Source organism: Actinomadura sp. BRA 177, from assembly GCF_013372625.1.
Taxonomy (GTDB): domain Bacteria; phylum Actinomycetota; class Actinomycetes; order Streptosporangiales; family Streptosporangiaceae; genus Spirillospora.
Window position 1 is genome coordinate 12,377 of record NZ_JABXFD010000308.1, and the last position, 18,686, is coordinate 31,062.

General features: G+C 71.4%; 12 protein-coding genes. 3 read left to right on the top strand and 9 right to left on the bottom strand.

What is annotated here, in order from left to right; all coding sequences use genetic code 11:
• Window positions 1-20: 20 nt before the first annotated feature.
• Together HUX53_RS15275 and HUX53_RS15280 are read right to left on the bottom strand one after the other, a co-directional pair.
• The gene (locus HUX53_RS15275; RefSeq protein WP_176403853.1) at window positions 21-4,862 is read right to left on the bottom strand and encodes an NAD-glutamate dehydrogenase; all 4,842 of its coding nucleotides are present in this window, start codon (window positions 4,860-4,862) and stop codon (window positions 21-23) included.
• 206 nt (window positions 4,863-5,068) lie between these two features.
• On the bottom strand, window positions 5,069-6,658 hold the full coding sequence (locus HUX53_RS15280) for a serine/threonine-protein kinase (protein WP_176403854.1): 1,590 nt from the start codon (window positions 6,656-6,658) through the stop codon (window positions 5,069-5,071).
• Between the two features lie 203 nt (window positions 6,659-6,861).
• Here HUX53_RS15280 and HUX53_RS15285 point away from each other — a divergent pair, with 203 nt between their 5' ends.
• Window positions 6,862-7,458: a hypothetical protein gene (locus HUX53_RS15285; RefSeq protein ID WP_176403855.1), complete on the top strand. Its 597-nt coding sequence runs from the start codon at window positions 6,862-6,864 to the stop codon at window positions 7,456-7,458.
• Here the strand turns inward: HUX53_RS15285 and HUX53_RS15290 are convergent.
• The 5 genes from HUX53_RS15290 to HUX53_RS15310 all read right to left on the bottom strand — a co-directional run bounded on the left by HUX53_RS15290 (window position 7,448) and on the right by HUX53_RS15310 (window position 13,855).
• The gene (locus HUX53_RS15290) at window positions 7,448-9,403 is read right to left on the bottom strand and encodes an acetoacetate--CoA ligase (RefSeq protein ID WP_176403856.1); all 1,956 of its coding nucleotides are present in this window, start codon (window positions 9,401-9,403) and stop codon (window positions 7,448-7,450) included. The two genes, HUX53_RS15285 and HUX53_RS15290, sit on opposite strands and share 11 nt — an antisense overlap.
• 628 nt (window positions 9,404-10,031) lie before the next feature.
• Window positions 10,032-10,742: an HAD family hydrolase gene (locus tag HUX53_RS15295; protein WP_176403857.1), complete on the bottom strand. Its 711-nt coding sequence runs from the start codon at window positions 10,740-10,742 to the stop codon at window positions 10,032-10,034.
• Between the two features lie 123 nt (window positions 10,743-10,865).
• Window positions 10,866-12,494, bottom strand: coding sequence for an L-glutamate gamma-semialdehyde dehydrogenase (gene pruA, locus HUX53_RS15300; RefSeq protein WP_176403858.1), 1,629 nt, complete (start codon window positions 12,492-12,494; stop codon window positions 10,866-10,868).
• Window positions 12,495-12,678: 184 nt separating this feature from the next.
• Complete coding sequence (locus HUX53_RS15305) at window positions 12,679-13,182, bottom strand: hypothetical protein (RefSeq protein WP_176403859.1); 504 nt, start codon at window positions 13,180-13,182, stop codon at window positions 12,679-12,681.
• 25 nt (window positions 13,183-13,207) lie between these two features.
• Window positions 13,208-13,855, bottom strand: coding sequence for an HAD family phosphatase (locus HUX53_RS15310; protein ID WP_309237238.1), 648 nt, complete (start codon window positions 13,853-13,855; stop codon window positions 13,208-13,210).
• 60 nt (window positions 13,856-13,915) lie between these two features.
• Here HUX53_RS15310 and HUX53_RS15315 point away from each other — a divergent pair, with 60 nt between their 5' ends.
• Window positions 13,916-15,112 (top strand): acyl-CoA dehydrogenase family protein, encoded by a 1,197-nt coding sequence (locus tag HUX53_RS15315; protein ID WP_176403860.1) that lies wholly within the window; start codon window positions 13,916-13,918, stop codon window positions 15,110-15,112.
• Between the two features lie 608 nt (window positions 15,113-15,720).
• Here HUX53_RS15315 and HUX53_RS15320 read toward each other — a convergent pair.
• Together HUX53_RS15320 and HUX53_RS15325 are read right to left on the bottom strand one after the other, a co-directional pair.
• A complete protein-coding gene (locus HUX53_RS15320; protein ID WP_176403861.1) occupies window positions 15,721-16,617 on the bottom strand; it encodes an N-acetylmuramic acid 6-phosphate etherase in 897 nt (298 codons plus the stop codon).
• Window positions 16,614-17,591, bottom strand: a complete 978-nt coding sequence (locus HUX53_RS15325; protein ID WP_255205282.1) for a MurR/RpiR family transcriptional regulator — start codon at window positions 17,589-17,591, stop codon at window positions 16,614-16,616. The genes HUX53_RS15320 and HUX53_RS15325 overlap by 4 nt, the downstream gene beginning before the upstream one ends.
• A 130-nt stretch (window positions 17,592-17,721) precedes the next feature.
• On the opposite strand from HUX53_RS15325, the gene HUX53_RS42255 reads away from it, so the two are divergent.
• Window positions 17,722-18,686, top strand: a 965-nt coding sequence (locus HUX53_RS42255; protein ID WP_309237239.1) for a BadF/BadG/BcrA/BcrD ATPase family protein, incomplete at its 3' end; no start/stop codon positions are given.

The window sequence follows — 18,686 nt, forward strand, 5'->3', positions numbered from 1 at the left end:
AGCGGGACGGGCGCCGATGCTCACGCTTCGCTGCTGGGAAGGGAGCTGGCGGTGACCAGGGTGCGGATGGCGCCCAGGGCCACCGAGAGGGTGGCCAGGTCGAAGCTGTCGCTCTCCCAGATCTCGCTCAGCGTCTGCTGGGCACGCTGGACGGCCGGCTTGTTCTTCTCCGCCCAGTGGATCATGCGTTCCTCGGGGCGTCCGCCGGACTCGCTGGTGATCAGGACGTCCCGGGTGAGGGCCGAGTGCGCCGCGTACAGGTCGTCGCGGAGCGCGGAGCGGGCCAGCGTGCGCCACTTGTCGTCGCGCGGCAGCGCGATGATGCGCTCCCGCAGCCGGGACAGCTGGAGGCGGTCCGCGAGGTCGAAGTACACCTCGGCGACCTCCTCCACCGGGCGGCCCGTCTCGTGCGCGACGCCGACCAGGTCGAACGTGGAGTAGGCCGGGACGAACGCGGCGCACTGCTCGGCGAGTTCGTCCGGGACGCCCAGTTCGGCGAAGCCGTCGCGGCGCTGCTCGAACGCGGCCAGGTCGAGGCCGACGAGCAGTTTCGACACGTGCGCGCCGAGGGTGGCGGCGCCGCCGCTGAAGAAGTCGATGCTCTCCTGTATGTCGAACGGGGGCCGCCGGTTGTGCAGCAGCCAGCGGGCGGCGCGCTCGGTCAGCTTGCGCGCCTCCAGCCGCATCGCGACCTGCGTCGACTCCTCCACCTGGTGGGACAGGCTCTCCACCGCGTCCCAGAAGCGCGGCATCTGGAACACGTCGCGGGCGACGAGGTAGGCGCGGGCGATGTCGGACGACGACGCGCCCGTCTCCTCGTTCATCCGGAACACGAACGTGGAGCCGCTCGCGTTGACCACGTCGTTCACCACGGCGGTGGTGATGATCTCGCGGCGCAGCGGGTGCCGGTCCATGTAGGGGCGGAACCGCTCGCGCAGCGGGGTCGGGAAGTAGTCGACCAGCCACGACTCCAGGTAGGGGTCGTCGGGCAGGTCGGACGCGACGATCTCGGCGTCCAGCGCGAGCTTGGCGTAGGCGAGCAGGACGGAGAACTCGGGGCCGGTCAGCCCGTGCCCGGACTGCCGCCGCTCCGCGAGCGCCTTGTCGTCCGGCAGGAACTCCAGGTCCCGCTTCAGTCGGCCGTCGCGTTCCAGCTTGCGCATGTACCGGGCGTGGACGTGCAGCATCGAGGGCGCCTGCGCGCGGGACGCGGCGAGCACCACGTTCTGCGCGTAGTTGTCGCGCAGGACGAGCTGCCCGACCTCTTCGGTCATCTCGTAGAGCAGGCCCTCGCGCTGCTTGCCGGTCAGCTCGCCGTCCCGCACGACCTGGTCGAGCAGGATCTTGATGTTGACCTCGTGGTCGGAGGTGTCGACGCCGGCGGAGTTGTCGATGAAGTCGGTGTTGATGATGCCGCCGCCGCGCGCGAACTCGATGCGGCCGAGCTGGGTGACGCCGAGGTTTCCGCCCTCGCCGACGACCTTGCAGCGCAGCTCGGCGCCGTCCACCCGGACGGGGTCGTTGGCCTTGTCGCCGACCTCGGCGTTGTTCTCGATGGACGACTTGATGTAGGTGCCGATGCCGCCGTTCCACAGCAGGTCGACGGGCGACTTGAGGACGGCCCGGATCAGCTCGTACGGGGTGACCGCCTTGACTCCGTCCTCGATCCCGAGCGCGGCCCGCATCTGCGGGGTGACCTGGATCGACTTGACGGTGCGCGGGAAGACTCCGCCGCCCTTGGAGATCAGCGCGGTGTCGTAGTCGCCCCAGCTGCTGCGCGGCAGCTCGAACAGGCGGCGGCGCTCGGCGAACGAGGCGGCCGCGTCCGGGTCGGGGTCGACGAAGATGTGCCGGTGGTCGAACGCGGCGACGAGCCGGATGTGCTCCGACAGCAGCATCCCGTTGCCGAACACGTCCCCGGACATGTCGCCGATGCCGACGACGGTGAAGTCCTCGTTCTGGACGTCCTTGCCGAGCGCGCGGAAGTGGTACTTGACCGACTCCCAGCCGCCGCGGGCGGTGATGCCCATCGCCTTGTGGTCGTAGCCGACGGATCCGCCGGACGCGAACGCGTCGCCGAGCCAGTACCCGTAGTCGGCGGCGACGCCGTTGGCGATGTCGGAGAACGTCGCGGTGCCCTTGTCGGCGGCGACGACCATGTAGGGGTCGTCGCCGTCGTGCCGGACGACGTTCGCCGGCGGGACGACCTTGCCGTCCACGAGGTTGTCGGTGAGGTCGAGCAGGCCGGAGATGAAGTCCTTGTAGCAGGCGATTCCGGCCTGCTGCCACGCCTTCCGGTCGACGGCCGGGTCGGGCAGCTGCTTGCCGACGAAGCCGCCCTTCGAGCCCGCCGGGACGATGACCGTGTTCTTCACCGCCTGCGCCTTGACCAGGCCGAGGATCTCGGTGCGGAAGTCCTCGCGGCGGTCGGACCAGCGGAGCCCGCCGCGCGCCACCGACCCGAACCGCAGGTGCACGCCCTCGACCTTCGGCGAGTACACGAAGATTTCGTACATCGGCTTCGGCTGCGGCAGGTCGGGGATGGCCTGCGGGTCGAACTTCATCGCCAGGTACGGCTTGCCCTGGTAGTGGTTCGTGCGCAGGGTCGCCTGGACGAGCGCCAGGTAGGCGCGGAGGATGCGGTCCTCGTCGAGGCTGGCGACCTCGTCGAGCTTGCCCTGGAGCTCCTCGGTGATGCCGAGGCTGCGCTCCTCCTCGCCGCCCTGCAGGGACGGGTCGAGGCGGCTCTCCCACAGCCGGACGATCAGCCGGGTGATGGAGGCGTTGCGCAGCAGCACCTGCTCCACGTACCGCTTGGAGAACGTCGTCCCGGCCTGCCGCAGGTAGAGGGCGTAGGCGCGCAGGATCATCGCCTCGCGCCAGTTCAGCCCGACGTGCAGGACGAGCGCGTTGAACCCGTCGTTCTCGATCTCGCCGCGCCACAGCGCCGTGAACGCGTCCTGGAAGAGGTCCTTGATGGCCTCCTCGGGGACGTTCCCCGGCGGGACGTACCGCAGCCCGAGGTCGTAGATCCAGAACCGGCGGCCGTCGGACGTGCAGATCTCGTAGGGCCGCTCGTCTATCACCTCGACGCCCATGTTCTGCAGCAGCGGCAGCACCCGGGACAGCGAGATCGGCTCGCCCAGCCGGTAGATCTTCAGCCGCCGCTCGCCGGGCTCGGCGCTGTACGGCTCGTACAGGTTGATCGAGGTGTCGGCGTCCTCGGTGAGGTCGTCGAGGCGGCGCAGGTCGGCGACGGCGGTGCGGGCGGGGAAGTCGGCCTTGTAGCCCTCGGGGAAGGCCTCGCCGAACGCGCGGCCGAGCGTCCCGGACCGCTCCTCGCCGCACTGCTCGATGACGGCGTCGGCGAGGTCGTCCTCCCAGGAGCGGGTGGCGTTGGCGAGCCGCTCCTCCAGTTCGGCGACGTCCACGTCCGGCAGCGGGCGGCCGCGCTCGCCGCGCACGACGACGTGCAGGCGGGCCAGCAGCGACTCGGTGACGTTCGCGCTGTAGTCGACGCTGACGCCCTCGAACGCCTGCTTCAGCAGGTCCTGGATGCGCAGCCGGACCTTGGTGGTGTAGCGGTCGCGCGGCAGGTAGACCATGCACGACATGAAGCGCCCGTACAGGTCCTTGCGGAGGAACAGCTTCAGCTGGCGGCGCTCGCGCAGCCGCAGCACGCCTAGCGAGATCTTCAGCAGGTCGTCGACGGAGATCTGGAACAGCTCGTCGCGCGGGTAGCTCTCCAGCACCTCGACGAGGTCCTGCCCGTCGTAGCTGTCGGCGGTGAACCCGGCGCGCTCCAGCACCTCCTCCAGCTTGCGCTTCAGGACGGGCACGTGCCCGATCGACCCGCTGTAGGCGACGTGCGTGAACAGGCCGAGGAAGCGGCGCTCGCCGACGACCTCGCCGGACTCGTCGAACTTCTTCACCCCGATGTAGTCGAGGTACAGGGGGCGGTGGACGGTGGAGCGCGAGTTCGCCTTCGTCAGCACCAGCAGGTGCTTCTCCGTCGCCCGCTCGCGGACCTCCGGCGGCAGCGCCGCGAAGCTGTCGGACTCGCGCTTGTCGCTGCGCAGGATGCCGAGGCCGGTGCCCGGCTCGGGGCGCAGCGCGGTGTCGCCGTCGGTCAGCGTGTAGTCGCGGTAGCCGAGGAAGGTGAAGTGCCCGTCGGCCAGCCAGTCGAGCAGCTCGACGCCCTCGGCGAGCTCCTTGTCCGGCAGCGGGGGCCGCGTCTCCTTGATCGCGTCGGCGATCTGGCGGGCGCGGGCGCGCATCTTGAGTTCGTCCTCGAACGCGACCCGGACGTCCTGCAGGACGCGCAGCAGGTCGCTCTCCAGCTCGTCCAGGACGGCCCGGTCGCTGGTGCGGTCCACCTCGATGTGGATCCAGGACTCGTCGACGTCGGTGTCGCTGTCGAGCTTGTGGCGGAACGCCTTCAAGTGGCCGGCGACGTCGCGGTCCACGCCGAGCAGCGGATGGACGATCAGGTGCGTGGCCAGGTGGTGCCGGGTCAGCTCCATCGTCACCGAGTCGACGAGGAACGGCATGTCGTCGGTAACCACCTGCACGACGGTGTGGCCCGGGTCCCAGCCGTGCTCCTCCAGCGTCGGCGTGTAGACGCGGACCTTCGCGCGTCCCTGCGGCCGCTCCTCGCCGAGCGACCGGTGCGCCATCGCCGGGCCGCCGACGTCCACCGGATCGCGCGCCAGCAGGTCCTCGTGGGCGACCTGCCGGTAGTAGAGCCGGAGGTAGTCGAAGACCTCCTCCGCGTCCCCGCCGCGCGCCCCCGGGCGCTGCGCGCACGTCTCAGCGGCCCGCCTGAGCAGGTCGTCCTTCGCTTGATCGAGCATGCCGCTCATCAACAACTCCCCTTGAGACCCTTCGCCACCTCGTTGTGGCGCCGCTCACTGCACGAGCGTAGCCAGGAATCGCCGCAAAGCCGACCTGCTATGCAGCGAGGTCAACGTGGCCTGTGCCACCCTGCCAGCCCACCTCGCCAGCCCGTCCGGCCCGCGCGCCGGTTCCCATGCCGGGGGCGCGCGGGCGGGGACGTCGGGCGGGGACGTCAGCCGGTGCCGGTGCCCTCCGCGCCGGTGCCACCGGTGCCCGGGGTTCCGGGCGGGCCGGACGGGTCCGGCGGGGTCTCCGGCGGCGTCTCGGGCGGCGTCGTCCCGGGCTTGGTCGTCGACTTCGTCGGGGTCGGCTTGTCCGGCGTATCGGACGGCGTCGGCGTGCCGGACGGCGTGATGCTGCCGGTCGGCGACGGGCTCCCCGTCGGGTACTGCGTGTACCCCGGGGTCGTCTGCTGCTCTGTGGGCATGTGCGTCGTCGGCGGCGCCATGCTCGGCATGACGGTGCTCGACCCGGGCGGCGCGCTCGGGTCGCTGACCTTCTGCCCGGCCTTGCCCTTGTCACCGGAGCCGAGGACGAGCACGGAGGAGACCACGACGACCGCGACGAACAGCGCGGCGGCGCCGGCCAGCAGCGCGGAACGTCCGGAACCGGCGAGCGCGTACTTCAGCCCGCCGCCCCGGGGCTCGCCGACCACGACGAGGTCGGGGGGCAGCGTGTTGCCGGCGCCCCACTCGGCCGGCGTGGGCGGCCGGTCGTCCTCATCGCCGGGCAGGCCCGCGTCGTGGAAGGCGGCGGCCGCCGGGGTCGCCTCCGGGTCGCGGAACACGTCGTCATCGTGATCGGCGTCGTCGTCGAAGACCGGGTCGTCGCCGAACACCGGGTCCGGGTCGAACACCTCGTCCTCGTCGGCCTCGGCGGCCCGCACGGACCCGGCGGCGAGCATCGCGGTCTCGTCGGCCGCGCCGGACCGGGCCGCCACCGGGCGCCCCGCCGACTCCTCGTGCCCGAGCAGCCGCATCAGCACCTGCCGGGCGCCGGGCCGGTGCTCCGGCTCCTTCTCCAGGCAGTCGAGCACCAGCTCGCGCAGCGACCCGTCGAGGTCGCCGAGGTCGGGCTCCTCGTGCAGGATCCGGTTGATCACGGCGGGGATGGTGTCCTGCCCGAACGGGGGCTCCCCGGTCGCCGCGAACACCAGCGTCGCGGCCCAGCAGAACACGTCCGCGGGCGTGCCGACCTCGTCCCCGCTGATCTGCTCGGGCGCCATGTAGGACGGGGTGCCGATCACCCGGCTGGTGAGGGTGGCGCCGGCGCTGATCGCGCGGGCCACGCCGAAGTCGATGACGCGCGGGCCGTCCGGGCCGAGCAGCACGTTGTGCGGCTTGAAGTCGCGGTGCACGATCTTGGCCTGGTGGATCGCGGCGAGCGCCGTCGCGGTGCCGACCGCGAGCCGGTCCAGCCCCGCGCCGTCCAGCGGGCCCTCGTCCAGGACCTGCTGGTTCAGCGACGGCCCCCGCACGTACTCGCTGACGATGTAGGGCCGGTCGCCGTCCGCGTCGGCGTCGATGACCTGGGCCGTGCAGAACGGCGCGACCTGCTTGGCGACCTCCAGCTCCCGCAGGAACCGGGCGCGCGCCTTGTCGTCGGACGTCAGCTCGGCGTGCAGCAGCTTGATCGCGACCTGCCGGCCGTCCTCGGCAGCGCCGAGGAACACCGTCCCCTGGCCGCCCTCGCCCACCCGGCCGATCAGGGCGTACGAACCCAGCCGATCCGGGTCACCGGACCGCAGCGCCCCAACCTCCATGCGTGGAACCGTCCCTCTCTTGATCGACGGGCCGCGTCGTTACGAGCCCGGATCACCCTCCGACTGTGTGACGCCCGAGACCCGAGGGAAGTTCACCCGATCCTGCGACCTTACGGAGCGATCTGACCGTTGAACCACCCTAATGCCGTCCCTTCCCACAGCGATACAGCCGAGCCAGGTGTCACACAAGCGAAACTGTACGCATGACAACGCTCGACGGCCGGCGCGTCTACACGCGGGGCGACCTGATGGCCGAGCACGGGCTCGGACGCAGCACGCTGGAGAAGTGGTACCGCGAACGCGCGTCCAACGGCCACCCGGAACCGGCCGGGACGGTCGGGTCCCAGCTCGCCTGGGACGCCGGCGAGTGGGACCGATGGTACGCCGCGCGCCGCTCCCATGACGTCCCATCGGGCCTGGTCACGCGGGACGAGCTGGCGGCGCGGCACGGCGTCAGCCGCCACCGCCTCAAGCAGCTGTGGGCCGAGCGGGCCGCGAACGGCCATCCCGACGTCGCCCACCGCGCGGGCAAGGCCATGTACTGGGACGAGGCCGCCTGGACGGCCTGGTACCGCTCGCTTGAGGCTCGTCCCGCGGAGGAGGGGCCGGACGATCTCGTCACGCTGGCGGAGGCGGCGCGCATCCTCGGGCTGGCCCAGACGAGCGTGACCGTCTACGCCAAGCGGCCACCGGCGGGCTGGCCGGAACCGGCCCGGGTGGAGCCGCTGGGCGGCGGCCGCGTCCGCCGCCTGTACCGCCGCCGCGACGTCCTCGCCTACGGGGCGCGGGCTAAGGGGTGAAGTGGGTGAGCACCTCGGGGTTGGCCATGGAGTCGCGGTTGGCGGCCTTGTCGACCGGGGTGCCCTGGAGGATCTTGCGGACGGGGACCTCCAGCTTCTTGCCGGAGAGCGTCCGGGGGATGCCGGGGACGGCGGTGATCTCGTCCGGGACGTGCCGGGGCGACAGCGACGAGCGGATCTCGCGCTTGAGGCCGGTCAGCAGGTCGTCGGTGAGGGACGCGCCCTCGGCGAGCTGGACGTAGAGGAGCAGCCGGCCCTCCTGGCCGAGGCGTCCGGTGTCGATGACGAGGCTGTCGGTGATCTCGTCGAACGCCTCGACGACGCGGTAGAAGTCGGACGTGCCCATGCGGACGCCGCCGCGGTTGAGGGTGGAGTCGGAGCGGCCGTAGATGACGCAGCCGCCGTCCGGCAGGATCTTGATCCAGTCGCCGTGCCGCCACACGCCCGGATACATGTCGAAGTAGGAGTCGCGGTAGCGGTCGCCGTTCTCGTCGTTCCAGAAGAAGACGGGCATCGAGGGCATCGGCTCGGTGATGACCAGTTCGCCGACCTCGTCCGTGACCGGTTTGCCGTCCTCAGCGAACGCCTCGACCTTGGCGCCGAGGCCGCGGCACTGGATGACGCCGGCGCGCAGCGGGAGCAGCGGCGAGGGCCCGACGAACCCGGTGCACAGGTCGGTGCCGCCGGAGAAGGAGCCGAGCAGGAGATCCTTGCCGACCGCGTCGTACACCCACGCGAAGCCTTCGGGCGGGAGCGGTGAGCCGGTGGAGCCGATGCCGCGCAGCCCGGACAGGTCGTGCTCCTCGCCGGGGCGGCGGCCCTCCTTGGCGGACGCCGTGATGTAGGGCGCGCCCACACCCATGTAGGTGACGCCGTTCTCGGCGGCCAGGGTCCACAGGTCGAGCGGGGCGCCGTCGTACATGACGATGGTGGAACCCACCAGGAGGCCGCCGATGAGGTAGTTCCACATCATCCAGCCGGTGGTGGTGAACCAGAAGAACACGTCCTCGGGGCCGAGGTCCTGGTGGAACGACAGGGCCTTGAGGTGTTCGAGCACCACACCGCCGTGCCCGTGCACGATCGGCTTGGGCAGACCCGTCGTCCCGGACGAGTAGACGACCCACAGCGGGTGGTCGAAGGGAACGTCCTCGAACTCCAGCGTGTCGCAGTCGGCGCGGGGCAGTTCGCCGTAATGCATGCCCACCCGCAAGCCTTCGGGGGTCGCGGCGGGGTCGAGGTAAGGCACGAGGACCGTGGCGGCCAGGCTCGGCAGCGCGGCCTCGATCTCCCCGACGATCTCGCGCCGGTCGAACTGCTTGCCGTTGTAGGCGTAGCCGTCCACGGCGATGAGGACCTTCGGCTCGATCTGCGCGAACCGGTCGATGACCGACGACGACCCGAAGTCGGGCGAGCACGACGACCAGACCGCGCCGAGCGACGCCGTCGCCAGGAAGCAGATCAGCGCTTCCGGAATGTTCGGGACATAGGCGGCGACCCGGTCGCCCTTGCCGACGCCCAGATCGGCCAGCCCCGCGCGGACCTCCGCCACGTGCAGCGCCAGCTCCCGGTAAGACAGCACCCGGTGCCCACCGGCCTCCGACCGGAAGATCACCGCCGTCTCCTCGGGCGTCTCCTCGGCCCGCCGCAGCGCGTTCGCCGCGTAGTTGACGGTCGCGCCGGGGAACCACTTCAGGCCGTCCACCGGCATGGGCCCGCCCGTCCGGACGGGGCCGTCCCCGCGCTCGCCGACGACACCGAAGTACGACCAGATGGCGTCCCAGAACGCGTCGACCTCCGTGACCGACCAGCGCCACAGCTCGTCGTAGGACTCCGTGCGGACGCCCCGCTCCCACAGCCAGTGAACGAACCGCGTCACCCGCGCGTCGGCGACGACGCCCTCCGACGGCTCCCACAGCGCCGAACCCTCGGACACCCCACCGGCCATGTCGCTCCCTCCACTCCGCGCCACGGTGCGCGGACGATCCCAATATCGGCCCGGCTCCGCACACCGCGCAACCTGCCCGTTCCACCCGCCACTACGCGCGGCCCCACCCCATCCCAAGCGAACCCCTGCCCGCGAGCAACCACGACCACCCACACAACACCCGCTCCGATAATCCTCGCCGCCCACATACCCGAGGTTTTCCACAGAATCGAATTCCAGTTCCCCCGCCCGCCGCACCGCCGGAGACTGAAGGCAGCACAGGAGGAGAAGACATGAGAAACCCACAACCAAGCCAGCCCAACCACACACCCGGAAAAAGGCGTGCGCGGCACCAGAGTCCCGACCTGCCCCCGGCCAGACGCACACCCGGCACACCACGCAGAATGTGGCCTGCCCGACGCCAGAGACCCGACCTGACCCCCGCCGGACACACACCCAGCACACGCAAGACGTGGCCAGCGCGACGCCAAGACCCGACCTGGACCCGAGCGGACGCACACCAGACACACCACACAGGACGTGGCCTGCGCGACGCCAGAGACCCGACCTAGACCCGATCAGATGCGCGCCCGGCACACCACCCAGGATGTGGCCTGCATGGCGGCGGGCGCCGTGGGACGACGGTGGGTCAGAGGCGGGTGAGGTCGGCGACGGCGGTGACGACGGCGCGGGTGTCGGCGAGGGTGGCGAGGACCGTCTCGGCGCCGGCGGCGCGGAGTTCGGCCTCCGTGGCGCTGCCGGTGGCGACGGCGATGATCGGGGAGCCGGCGATGTGCGCGGCTTGGACGTCGCGGGGCGAGTCGGCGACATAGACGGTCGCGGACTCGGGATACGTCGTGCCGTGCCGCTCACCCGCGCGCGTACGGGCCAGTTCGAGGAGGGCGGCCTTGCTGTAGACGCCGTTCTCGTAGCCGCCCGCGCCCAGGTCAAGGCGGTCGGCGAGGCCCAGCTCGCGAACCTTCAGCATGGCGTTCGGCTGGATCGAGCCGGTCAGCACGGACTGGACGACGCCGGGGACGTGGGCGAGCGCCTCGACGGCCTCCCCGGCCCCGGCCAGCACCCGGCCGTGGGCGCGCAGGTCGGCGCGGCGGGACGCGAACGCCTCGGCGAGCGCGTCGAAGAACGCGGGCAGGTGATCATCCGTGGTGACGACGTCGTTGAACGCGAGGGTCTCGAAGATGATCTCGGACTCGGTGCGGCCGGGGGTGGGGGCGAGCCGGACGAGCGGCCGCCCGATCGTCCGCTGGAAGGCCTCGGCGTAGGCGTCCCGGGTGACCCGCCCGACGTCGACCAGGGTGTGATCGATGTTCCACAGCACCAGACGGTTCAGCGTCGACATCCCGTTCCCATGCGCGGTCGGTGGAGCGTGAGCGGGCGCCGTTCCGGGCACCCGCGGCGGTCAGCGAGCTTATCGTCCGGCCTCCGCTCGCCGCCCGCAACCACCCGCGCACGGGACGGTTCGCTACCCCATGTGCGGATAGCGGTAGTCGGTCGGCGGGACGAAGGTCTCCTTGATGGAGCGGACGCTCGTCCAGCGGGTCAGGTTGAAGACCGATCCCGCCTTGTCGTTGGTGCCGGACGCGCGGGCACCACCGAACGGCTGCTGCCCGACGATCGAGCCGGTCGGCTTGTCGTTGATGTAGAAGTTGCCGGCGGCGAAGCGGAGTTTGTCGGTGGCCTCGGCGACGGCTGCGCGGTCGTCGGCGATGATCGCGCCGGTGAGGCCGTACTCGGAGACGCTCTCCATCTGGTTCAGCACGGTGTCGTAGTCGCCGTCGTCGTAGACGTGCACGCCGAGGATCGGCCCAAAGTATTCACGCGTGAAGATCTCGTCGGTCGGATCGGACGACTCCAGGACGGTCGGACGGACGAAGTAGCCACGCGAGTCGTCCAGCTCCCCACCGGAAAGGATCTTCATGGTGTCGATGCCGCGAGCGCGTTCAACGGCCGCCCGATGCTTGGCGAACGCGCGCTCGTCGATGACGGCGCCCATGAAGATGGACAGGTCCTCGGCGACGTTGCCCATGGTGAGAGCCTCCGCCTCGGCGCAGAACTCGTCGCGCATCCCGTCCCAGATGGAGCGGGGGATGTAGGCACGGGACGCGGCGGAGCACTTCTGCCCTTGGTACTCGAACGCGCCGCGGACGAGCGCCGTCTTCAGCACGGCCGGGTCAGCGGACGGGTGCGCGACGACGAAGTCCTTTCCTCCAGTCTCGCCGACAATGCGCGGATAGCCCCGGTAGCCCGAGATGTTCTCGCCGATGCCGCGCCAGAGGTTCTGGAACGTGGCGACCGACCCGGTGAAGTGCAGCCCGGCGAGATCAGGGTGTCGCAGCGCCACATTGGACACGGCCCGCCCGTTCCCGGTGACCATGTTGATCACGCCGGGCGGCAGCCCGGCGGCCTCCAGCAACCGCATCGTGAAGTGCGCGGCGAGCTGCTGCGTCGGGGACGGCTTCCACACGACGACGTTGCCCATCAGCGCGGGCGCGGTCGGCAGGTTCCCGGCGATCGCGCTGAAGTTGAACGGGGTGATGGCGAGGACGAACCCCTCCAGCGGCCGGTACTCCAGCCGGTTCCACACGCCCGGCGACGACAGCGGCTGCTGCTCGTGGATCTGCCGCGCGTAGCCGACGTTGAACCGCCAGAAGTCGATCAGCTCGCAGGCGGCGTCGATCTCGGCCTGCTGCACCGACTTGGACTGACCAAGAATCGTCGCCGCGTTCAGCGTGGCCCGCCACGGCCCGGCGAGCAGCTCGGCGGCGCGCAGGAAGATGGCGGCGCGGTCCTCGAACGCCATGGCCCGCCACGCGGGCGCCGCCTCCTGCGCCGCGACGACCGCCTCGGTCACGTCCGCCTCGGTGGCGTCGCCCATCCGGCCGAGGACGTGCGCATGATTGTGCGGCTCCACGACGTCGACCGGCGTGCCCGCCCCCATGCGGTGCTCCCCCGCGATCGTCATCGCCAACTCGGTCTGCGTCCCGCCGAGCTCCTTGATCCGCGCCTCCAGCACGGCCCGCTCCGCACTCCCCGGCGCATACCCCTTCACCGGCTCGTTCACCGGTACCGGCACATTCGTGACGGCGTCCATCCCACGGCTCCCTGCACTCCGACGACGTTGTCGACCTGCCAAGGACCTACCCGCCCCAAGCGAAATATCGACTCAAGACTTCCTGTGCCACCAACCAGAGGACGTCGCCCCCCACCATCCACGACAAGGCAGACGACGTCACCGACGAGGCTGCCGAACTACCCGCCAACAGCAGAACGTTGGCTCAGGTGAGGAGGTGGGGGAGTTCTTGGGTGGCGTACCAGAGGAGTTCGTGGCCTTCGGCGCCGTCTACGGTGAAGCGGGCGTCGTCGTCGCCGGCTTCGGCGGCGGGTAGGGCTTCGACTGCGGCGGTCATGTCGGGGACGGCGTCTGGAGCGTCCACGTGGCCCGAGGCGATCTTCTTCCACGGGATGGGCGTGGAGAGTTCGACGAGGGCCCGGTCGCCGTTGCCCAGGTCGGTGTTGGACCAGGTGATGGCGGCATCGGGCATCTCGGCGGCCAGCACCACCCGGCGGCGCGGGGCGGACGGGTCGGCGGCGAGGAGGCGGAGGGAGGCGCGGGCGGCGGCGGACATCGCCGCGTACTCCAGCTCCTCCAGATCGCCGCTGGCGTACCACTCGCGGAGCGCGGGCGTGACCGCGTGGGCCGCGAGCGGCGCGGGGCCGATCTCCCGCGCGGCGTGGACGCCGGCGAGGAGCGTGAGCGTGGACGGCAGGTAGACGCGCATGACGAGCAGCAGTCTGCCAGACCGGTCAGGGCAGAAGGTCCAGCGCGCGCAGTTCCGCGATCGTGGTGTCGGGGTGGGTGTGGTGGATGCCACGGATCCCGAGGGCCTCGGCGGCGCGGATGTTGTGTTCGATGTCGTCGATGAAGACGCATTCGGCGGCGTCCAGGCCGAGCAGGTCCAGGGCGTGCCGGAAGATCCGCTCGTCGGGCTTGCGCATGCCGACCTCGGCGGAGATCACGACGGCGTCGAACAGGTCGGCGAACAGGTCGCGCGGGTACTCGTTGCCCCACGAGTTGGACAGCAGCGCGGTGCGGGTCCCGGCGGTGCGGGCGGCGCGGAGCGCGTCGTACATCGGCTCCACCGGGGCGAACGCGCCGAACATGCGGGCGATGAGGCCCACGGCCTCGACCGGGCCGCCGTCGATGGTGAGCAGTTCGGCGGCGAGGAGGCGCTCGAACTCGGCCACGGCGAGGGAGCCGTCCTCCAGCCCGTGGATGGGGTTCGTCCCGGCGCCGTCGTAGGCCTGCTTCACCCAAGCCCGCATGACGTTCTTGTAGTGCTCGGTGTCGATGCGGTCGGCGGCGAGCCAGACGGCGATGGCGTCGGCGAGGGGGGACGTGAGCACGCCGCCCCAGTCGGTGATGACGGCTTTGACCGGTCGTTCGGAGGGCACGGCCCGATGGTAGGTGATCCCGGCCCCATTGACCGAATCCCGTTCTGCCAGAATGCGCCCATGGACTTCGAACTCAGCCCGAAGGCACGCGAGTACCAGGAACGCCTCCAGGAGTTCATGGACGGGTTCGTCTACCCGGCGGAGCCGGTGTACGCGGCGTGGCGGGCGGAGAACGACCCGCACGCGCTGCCACCGGTCGTCGAGGAGTTGAAGGCGGAGGCGCGCGAGCGCGGCCTGTGGAACCTGTTCCTGCCGGACGTGTCCGGGCTGACGAACCTGGAGTACGCGACGCTCGCCGAGCTGACCGGCCGGTCACCGGATCTGGCGCCGGAGGCGGTCAACTGCGCCGCCCCCGACACCGGGAACATGGAAGTCCTGCACATGTTCGGGACGGACGAGCAGAAGCGGCAATGGCTCGACCCGCTGCTGAACGGCGAGATCCGCAGCGCGTTCGCGATGACCGAGCCCGAGGTCGCGAGTTCGGACGCCACCAACATCACGACCTCGATCGTCCGGGACGGCGACGAGTACGTGATCAACGGCCGCAAGTGGTTCATCACCGGCGCCGCCGACGAGCGCTGCAAGATCTTCATCGTGATGGGCAAGACCGACCCGGACGGGCCCGTCCACCGGCAGCAGTCGCAGGTCCTCGTGCCCCGCGACGCCCCCGGACTGAAGATCGTCCGGCATCTGCCGGTCTTCGGCTACCAGGACCAGCACGGCCACTCGGAGATCGTGTTCGAGGACGTCCGGGTGCCGGTGGCCAACCTGATCGCCGGCGAGGGCGACGGGTTCATGATCGCGCAGGCGCGGCTGGGGCCCGGCCGCATCCACCACGCCATGCGGGCGCTCGGCATGGCGGAGCGGGCGCTGGAGCTGATGTGCCGGCGCGCCGTCGACCGGGTCGCATTCGGCGGGCCGCTCGCCAAGCAGGGCGTGGTGCGGGAGCAGATCGCCGAGTCGCGGATGGCGATCGAGCAGGCCCGCCTGCTCACGCTGAAGACCGCCTGGCTGATCGACCGGCACGGCTCGAAGGGCGCCCGGTCCGAGATCGCCGCGATCAAGGTGGTCGTGCCGCGCATCGCGCACGAGGTGCTCGACCGTGCGATCCAGGTGCACGGCGGCGCCGGGGTGTCCGACGACACGCCGCTCGCCGCGATGTACACCTGGGTCCGCGCCATGCGGATCTTCGACGGCCCGGACGAGGTGCACGTCCGCACCGTCGCCCGCCAGGAACTGCGCCGCTACGAGCGCTGACCCGGCGGAACGTGTCCGCGACCATGCGATCGGTACGGGGACGATCGCATGGTCACGGATCCCCAATCGGCCGGCGTCTCCCCCGCCGGTCCGTCCCCCGGTCCGCCGGCCCCTCGCCGGACGGTCCCCGGACTAACTCCTCCGGTCCCCTGGCCTACACGGCCCGTCCCCGTTCCCCTTTCCCCGGTTCACCGACCCCTGCGTCACGGCCCGACCCCGGCTTACTTCTCGCCGGTTCGCCGATCCTGCACGGCCGTTCCTCAGTTCCTTCTTCGAGGTCGCCGGCCCTGCACAGCCGGTCGCCCGTCCACTCGGTCCTACATGGCCGGGTCCCGGTCGCTCTTGCCGGTTCGCCGGTTCTGTGCGGTCGGTTGCCGGGCTCCTTCTGTTGGTTCGCGGGCCTGTGTGGCTCGTCGCGGTCCCCTCTTCCGGTTCCGTCGGCCCCTCGCCGGGCGGTTCCGGACTTGCTCCTCCGGTTCACGGCCTGTGCGGCCGGGCGCCGGGCCCCTTCCGGTTCGCCGGCCCTGCACGGCCGGGCTCCCCGGGCTCTTCTCGTGGTTCGTCGGCCCTTCCGGGCCCTCTCGTTGGGGCTCTGCGGCCCGTCGGGGTCAGGCTGAGCGCAGCCTTTGCAGGGCTTCGCGGACGCCGCCGTCTGTTTCCTCCAGGACCGTCGTCGCTCGGGCCGCTGGTACCTCGCCCAGTAGGGAGACCAGTGCGACGCGGGTGTTCCCCCCCGCTTCGGCCAGCGCGTTCTCGCAGGTGCGGGCGTCCATGCCCGTCGCCTCGGTGAGGATGCGCACGAGCCGGGCGCGCAGCTTGGAGTTCAGCGCGTTCACGCTGACCATCAGGTTGGAATAGGTGCGCCCCATCCTGATCATCAGCGTGGTGGAGAAGGAGTTGAGCACGAGCTTGGTCGCCGTGCCCGCCTTCATCCGGGTGGACCCGCTGATCACCTCGGGGCCGGTGGCGAGGGCGATGTGCACCTCCACCTCGTCCCCGTACGGCGTGCGCGGGTTGCAGCTGATCAGCGCGGTGCGCGCCCCGCCCGCGGCGGCGGCGCGCAGCGCCGCCACCACGTACGGGGTGCGGCCGCTCGCCGCGATGCCGATGGCGACGTCGCCGGGCCGGACGTCGCGGGCGTCGCGGCGGCCGAGGTCGGCGTCGTCCTCCACGTCCGAGACCGCCTGGGACAGCGCGCCCGGGCCGCCGGCGTGGTGCGCGACGACCCGGCCCCAGATGCCGAACGTCGGCGGCAGCTCGGCGGCGTCCAGTACCGCGAGCCGGCCGGACGTGCCGGCGCCGAAGTAGTGCACCCGGCCGCCCGCGCGCAGCGACTCGACGGCGAGGTCCACCAGCCGGGCCACCTCGGGCAGGACGGCGGCGACGACCATCGGCACGGTCGCGTCCTCGGAGTTGATCAGGCGCAGCACCTCCATGGTCGGCAGTGTGTCGACGTCGAGGGTCCGGGGGTTCCGGCCCTCGGTGGGGAGCTCGCAATCGATCACCGACGCCTCCGGTCGGGTCGCACGGTCCGCCCGCGGACCGCCTCGAATGTGGCTTCCAGGGCCTTGCGGGTCGGCCCGTAGGTGCGCTGCGCCACTCCGACGAAGACGCAGTCGACCACGGTGAGCTGCGCCAGCCGGCTGGCGGTGGCGCCGGAGCGGAAGGTCGTCTCCCGCGCGGCCGTCGTCAGGATCAGGTCGGCCGCCTCCGCTATCGGGGACTTCGGGAAGTTGGTGAGCGCCACCGTCTTGGCGCCCCTGGTCTTGGCGACCTCCAGCGCGTCGATGGTCTCCACCGTCGCGCCGGTGTGCGAGATGCCGATCGCGACGGCCCCCGGGCCGAGGACGGCGGCGCTGGTCAGCATGATGTGCGCGTCCGCCCACGCCGAGCAGACGCGGCCGATGCGGTGCAGCTTCTGCTGGAAGTCGGCCGCGACGAACGCGCTGGCGCCGACGCCGTAGACGTCGACCCGGTCGGCGGCGACGACGGCGTCCACGACCTGTTCGAGCATCTTGATGTCGAGCTGCGCGGCGGTCTCCTCGACGGCCCGCGCGTCGGCGAACGTCACCTTCTCGACGATCTGTTCGAGGGAGTCGTCGGGGCTGATGTCGCTGCCGATGACCCGCCCGCCGGACGCGCTCTGCGCCCGTCCGGCCTCGGTCGCGAGGGTCAGCCGCAGCTCCGGGTAGCCGTGGAAGCCGATCGCGCGGCAGAACCGGATGACGGTGGTCTCGGACGTTCCGCAGGTCTGGGCGAGCTCGGTGATGGTGGAGTTGGCGACCCCCTCGGGGTCGTCGATGACGCGTTGCGCGACGCGTCGTTCGGCGGGGGGCAGCGAGGGCAGCAGCGAGCGGACCCGCACCACGGTGCTCAGCGGTGTGGTGTCCCTGCCGGACGCCGCCGATTCCGGTGGTGCGCCGTGCTCCCCCGTGATCCCCCGCTCGGGGCCCTGGTCGGGGCCGATGGGTTTCCTCATGGAGGAAATTTTCTTACGGACAGGATGTCACGTCAACGGTAGAAAAGGCTACGGTCGCCATGTGTTGACCCATTTGGCCGGTCCTTACGTGGTCGGTATCGACGCGGGTGGCACGAAGACCCGTTGCGTCGTGCTGACGCTAGGGGGTGCCCTGGCCGGTTCCGGCACCGGCCCAGGGGCCAACCCCAACTCCGGAGGCGACACCGCGGGGGCGCTGACCAGCGCCCTGCGGGAGGCGCTCGGGGACCTGGACCGAACCCATATCCTCACCGGCGTGTTCGGCATCGCCGGTGCCGGCTCGGCCGGCCGGCCCGCCGCCGTCACGGCGGCGCGGCAGGCCTGGCAGGCCGTCGGCCTGCGCGGCTCGCCCGCGGTGGTGACCGATATCGCGGTGGCGTTCGCCGCGGGAACCAGCGAGCCCAAGGGCATCGTGGTGTTCTCCGGCACGGGCGCCGGCGCGGCGGTCATCAGCGACGGCGCGATCGTGCAGCGCGCGGACGGCTACGGCTGGCTCGTCGGGGACGAGGGTTCGGCGGTCTGGCTCGGGAAGGAGGCCGTCCGGGCGGCGCTCGCCGCCTACGACGGCCGCGGCTCCCCGACGCTGCTCACCGATTCGGTCCCCCGCGCGCTCCTCGGTGCCACCGTGGTCGCGGAGATCGACGCGGAGCGGCGAAGACCCCGCCGCCCGAGGGCGCTGGCCATGGCCGGCGCCCCTTCGTCGTCACCGGGCGGCTCGGTGCTGCCACCGTCGGTGCTGCCGCAGGCCGCTTCGCTCGGCTCCGGAGGGGCGCCCCTCGGCGGCGACCACGGCGGAGGCGGCGGGACGGGCACTGCCGTGCTGGTATCCGACGCCGCCCGCCCGCAGTCCGTCCCCTATCCGACGTCCGCCTCCTATCCCCCGTCCGGCAGCGGGCCGCCCGGCTCGCCCGGCTCGCACGGGCCCCCGGGCCATCCCGGGCATGCGGGGCATACCGGGCCACCGGGCTCGCTGGGGCCGCCGGGGCACCCGGCGGCCCCCGGTCCGCCGGGGCACCCCGAGCTGCCCGGCACCCCGCCCGATCCGCGGCTCGCCCAGGCGATCATCAAGGAGGTGTA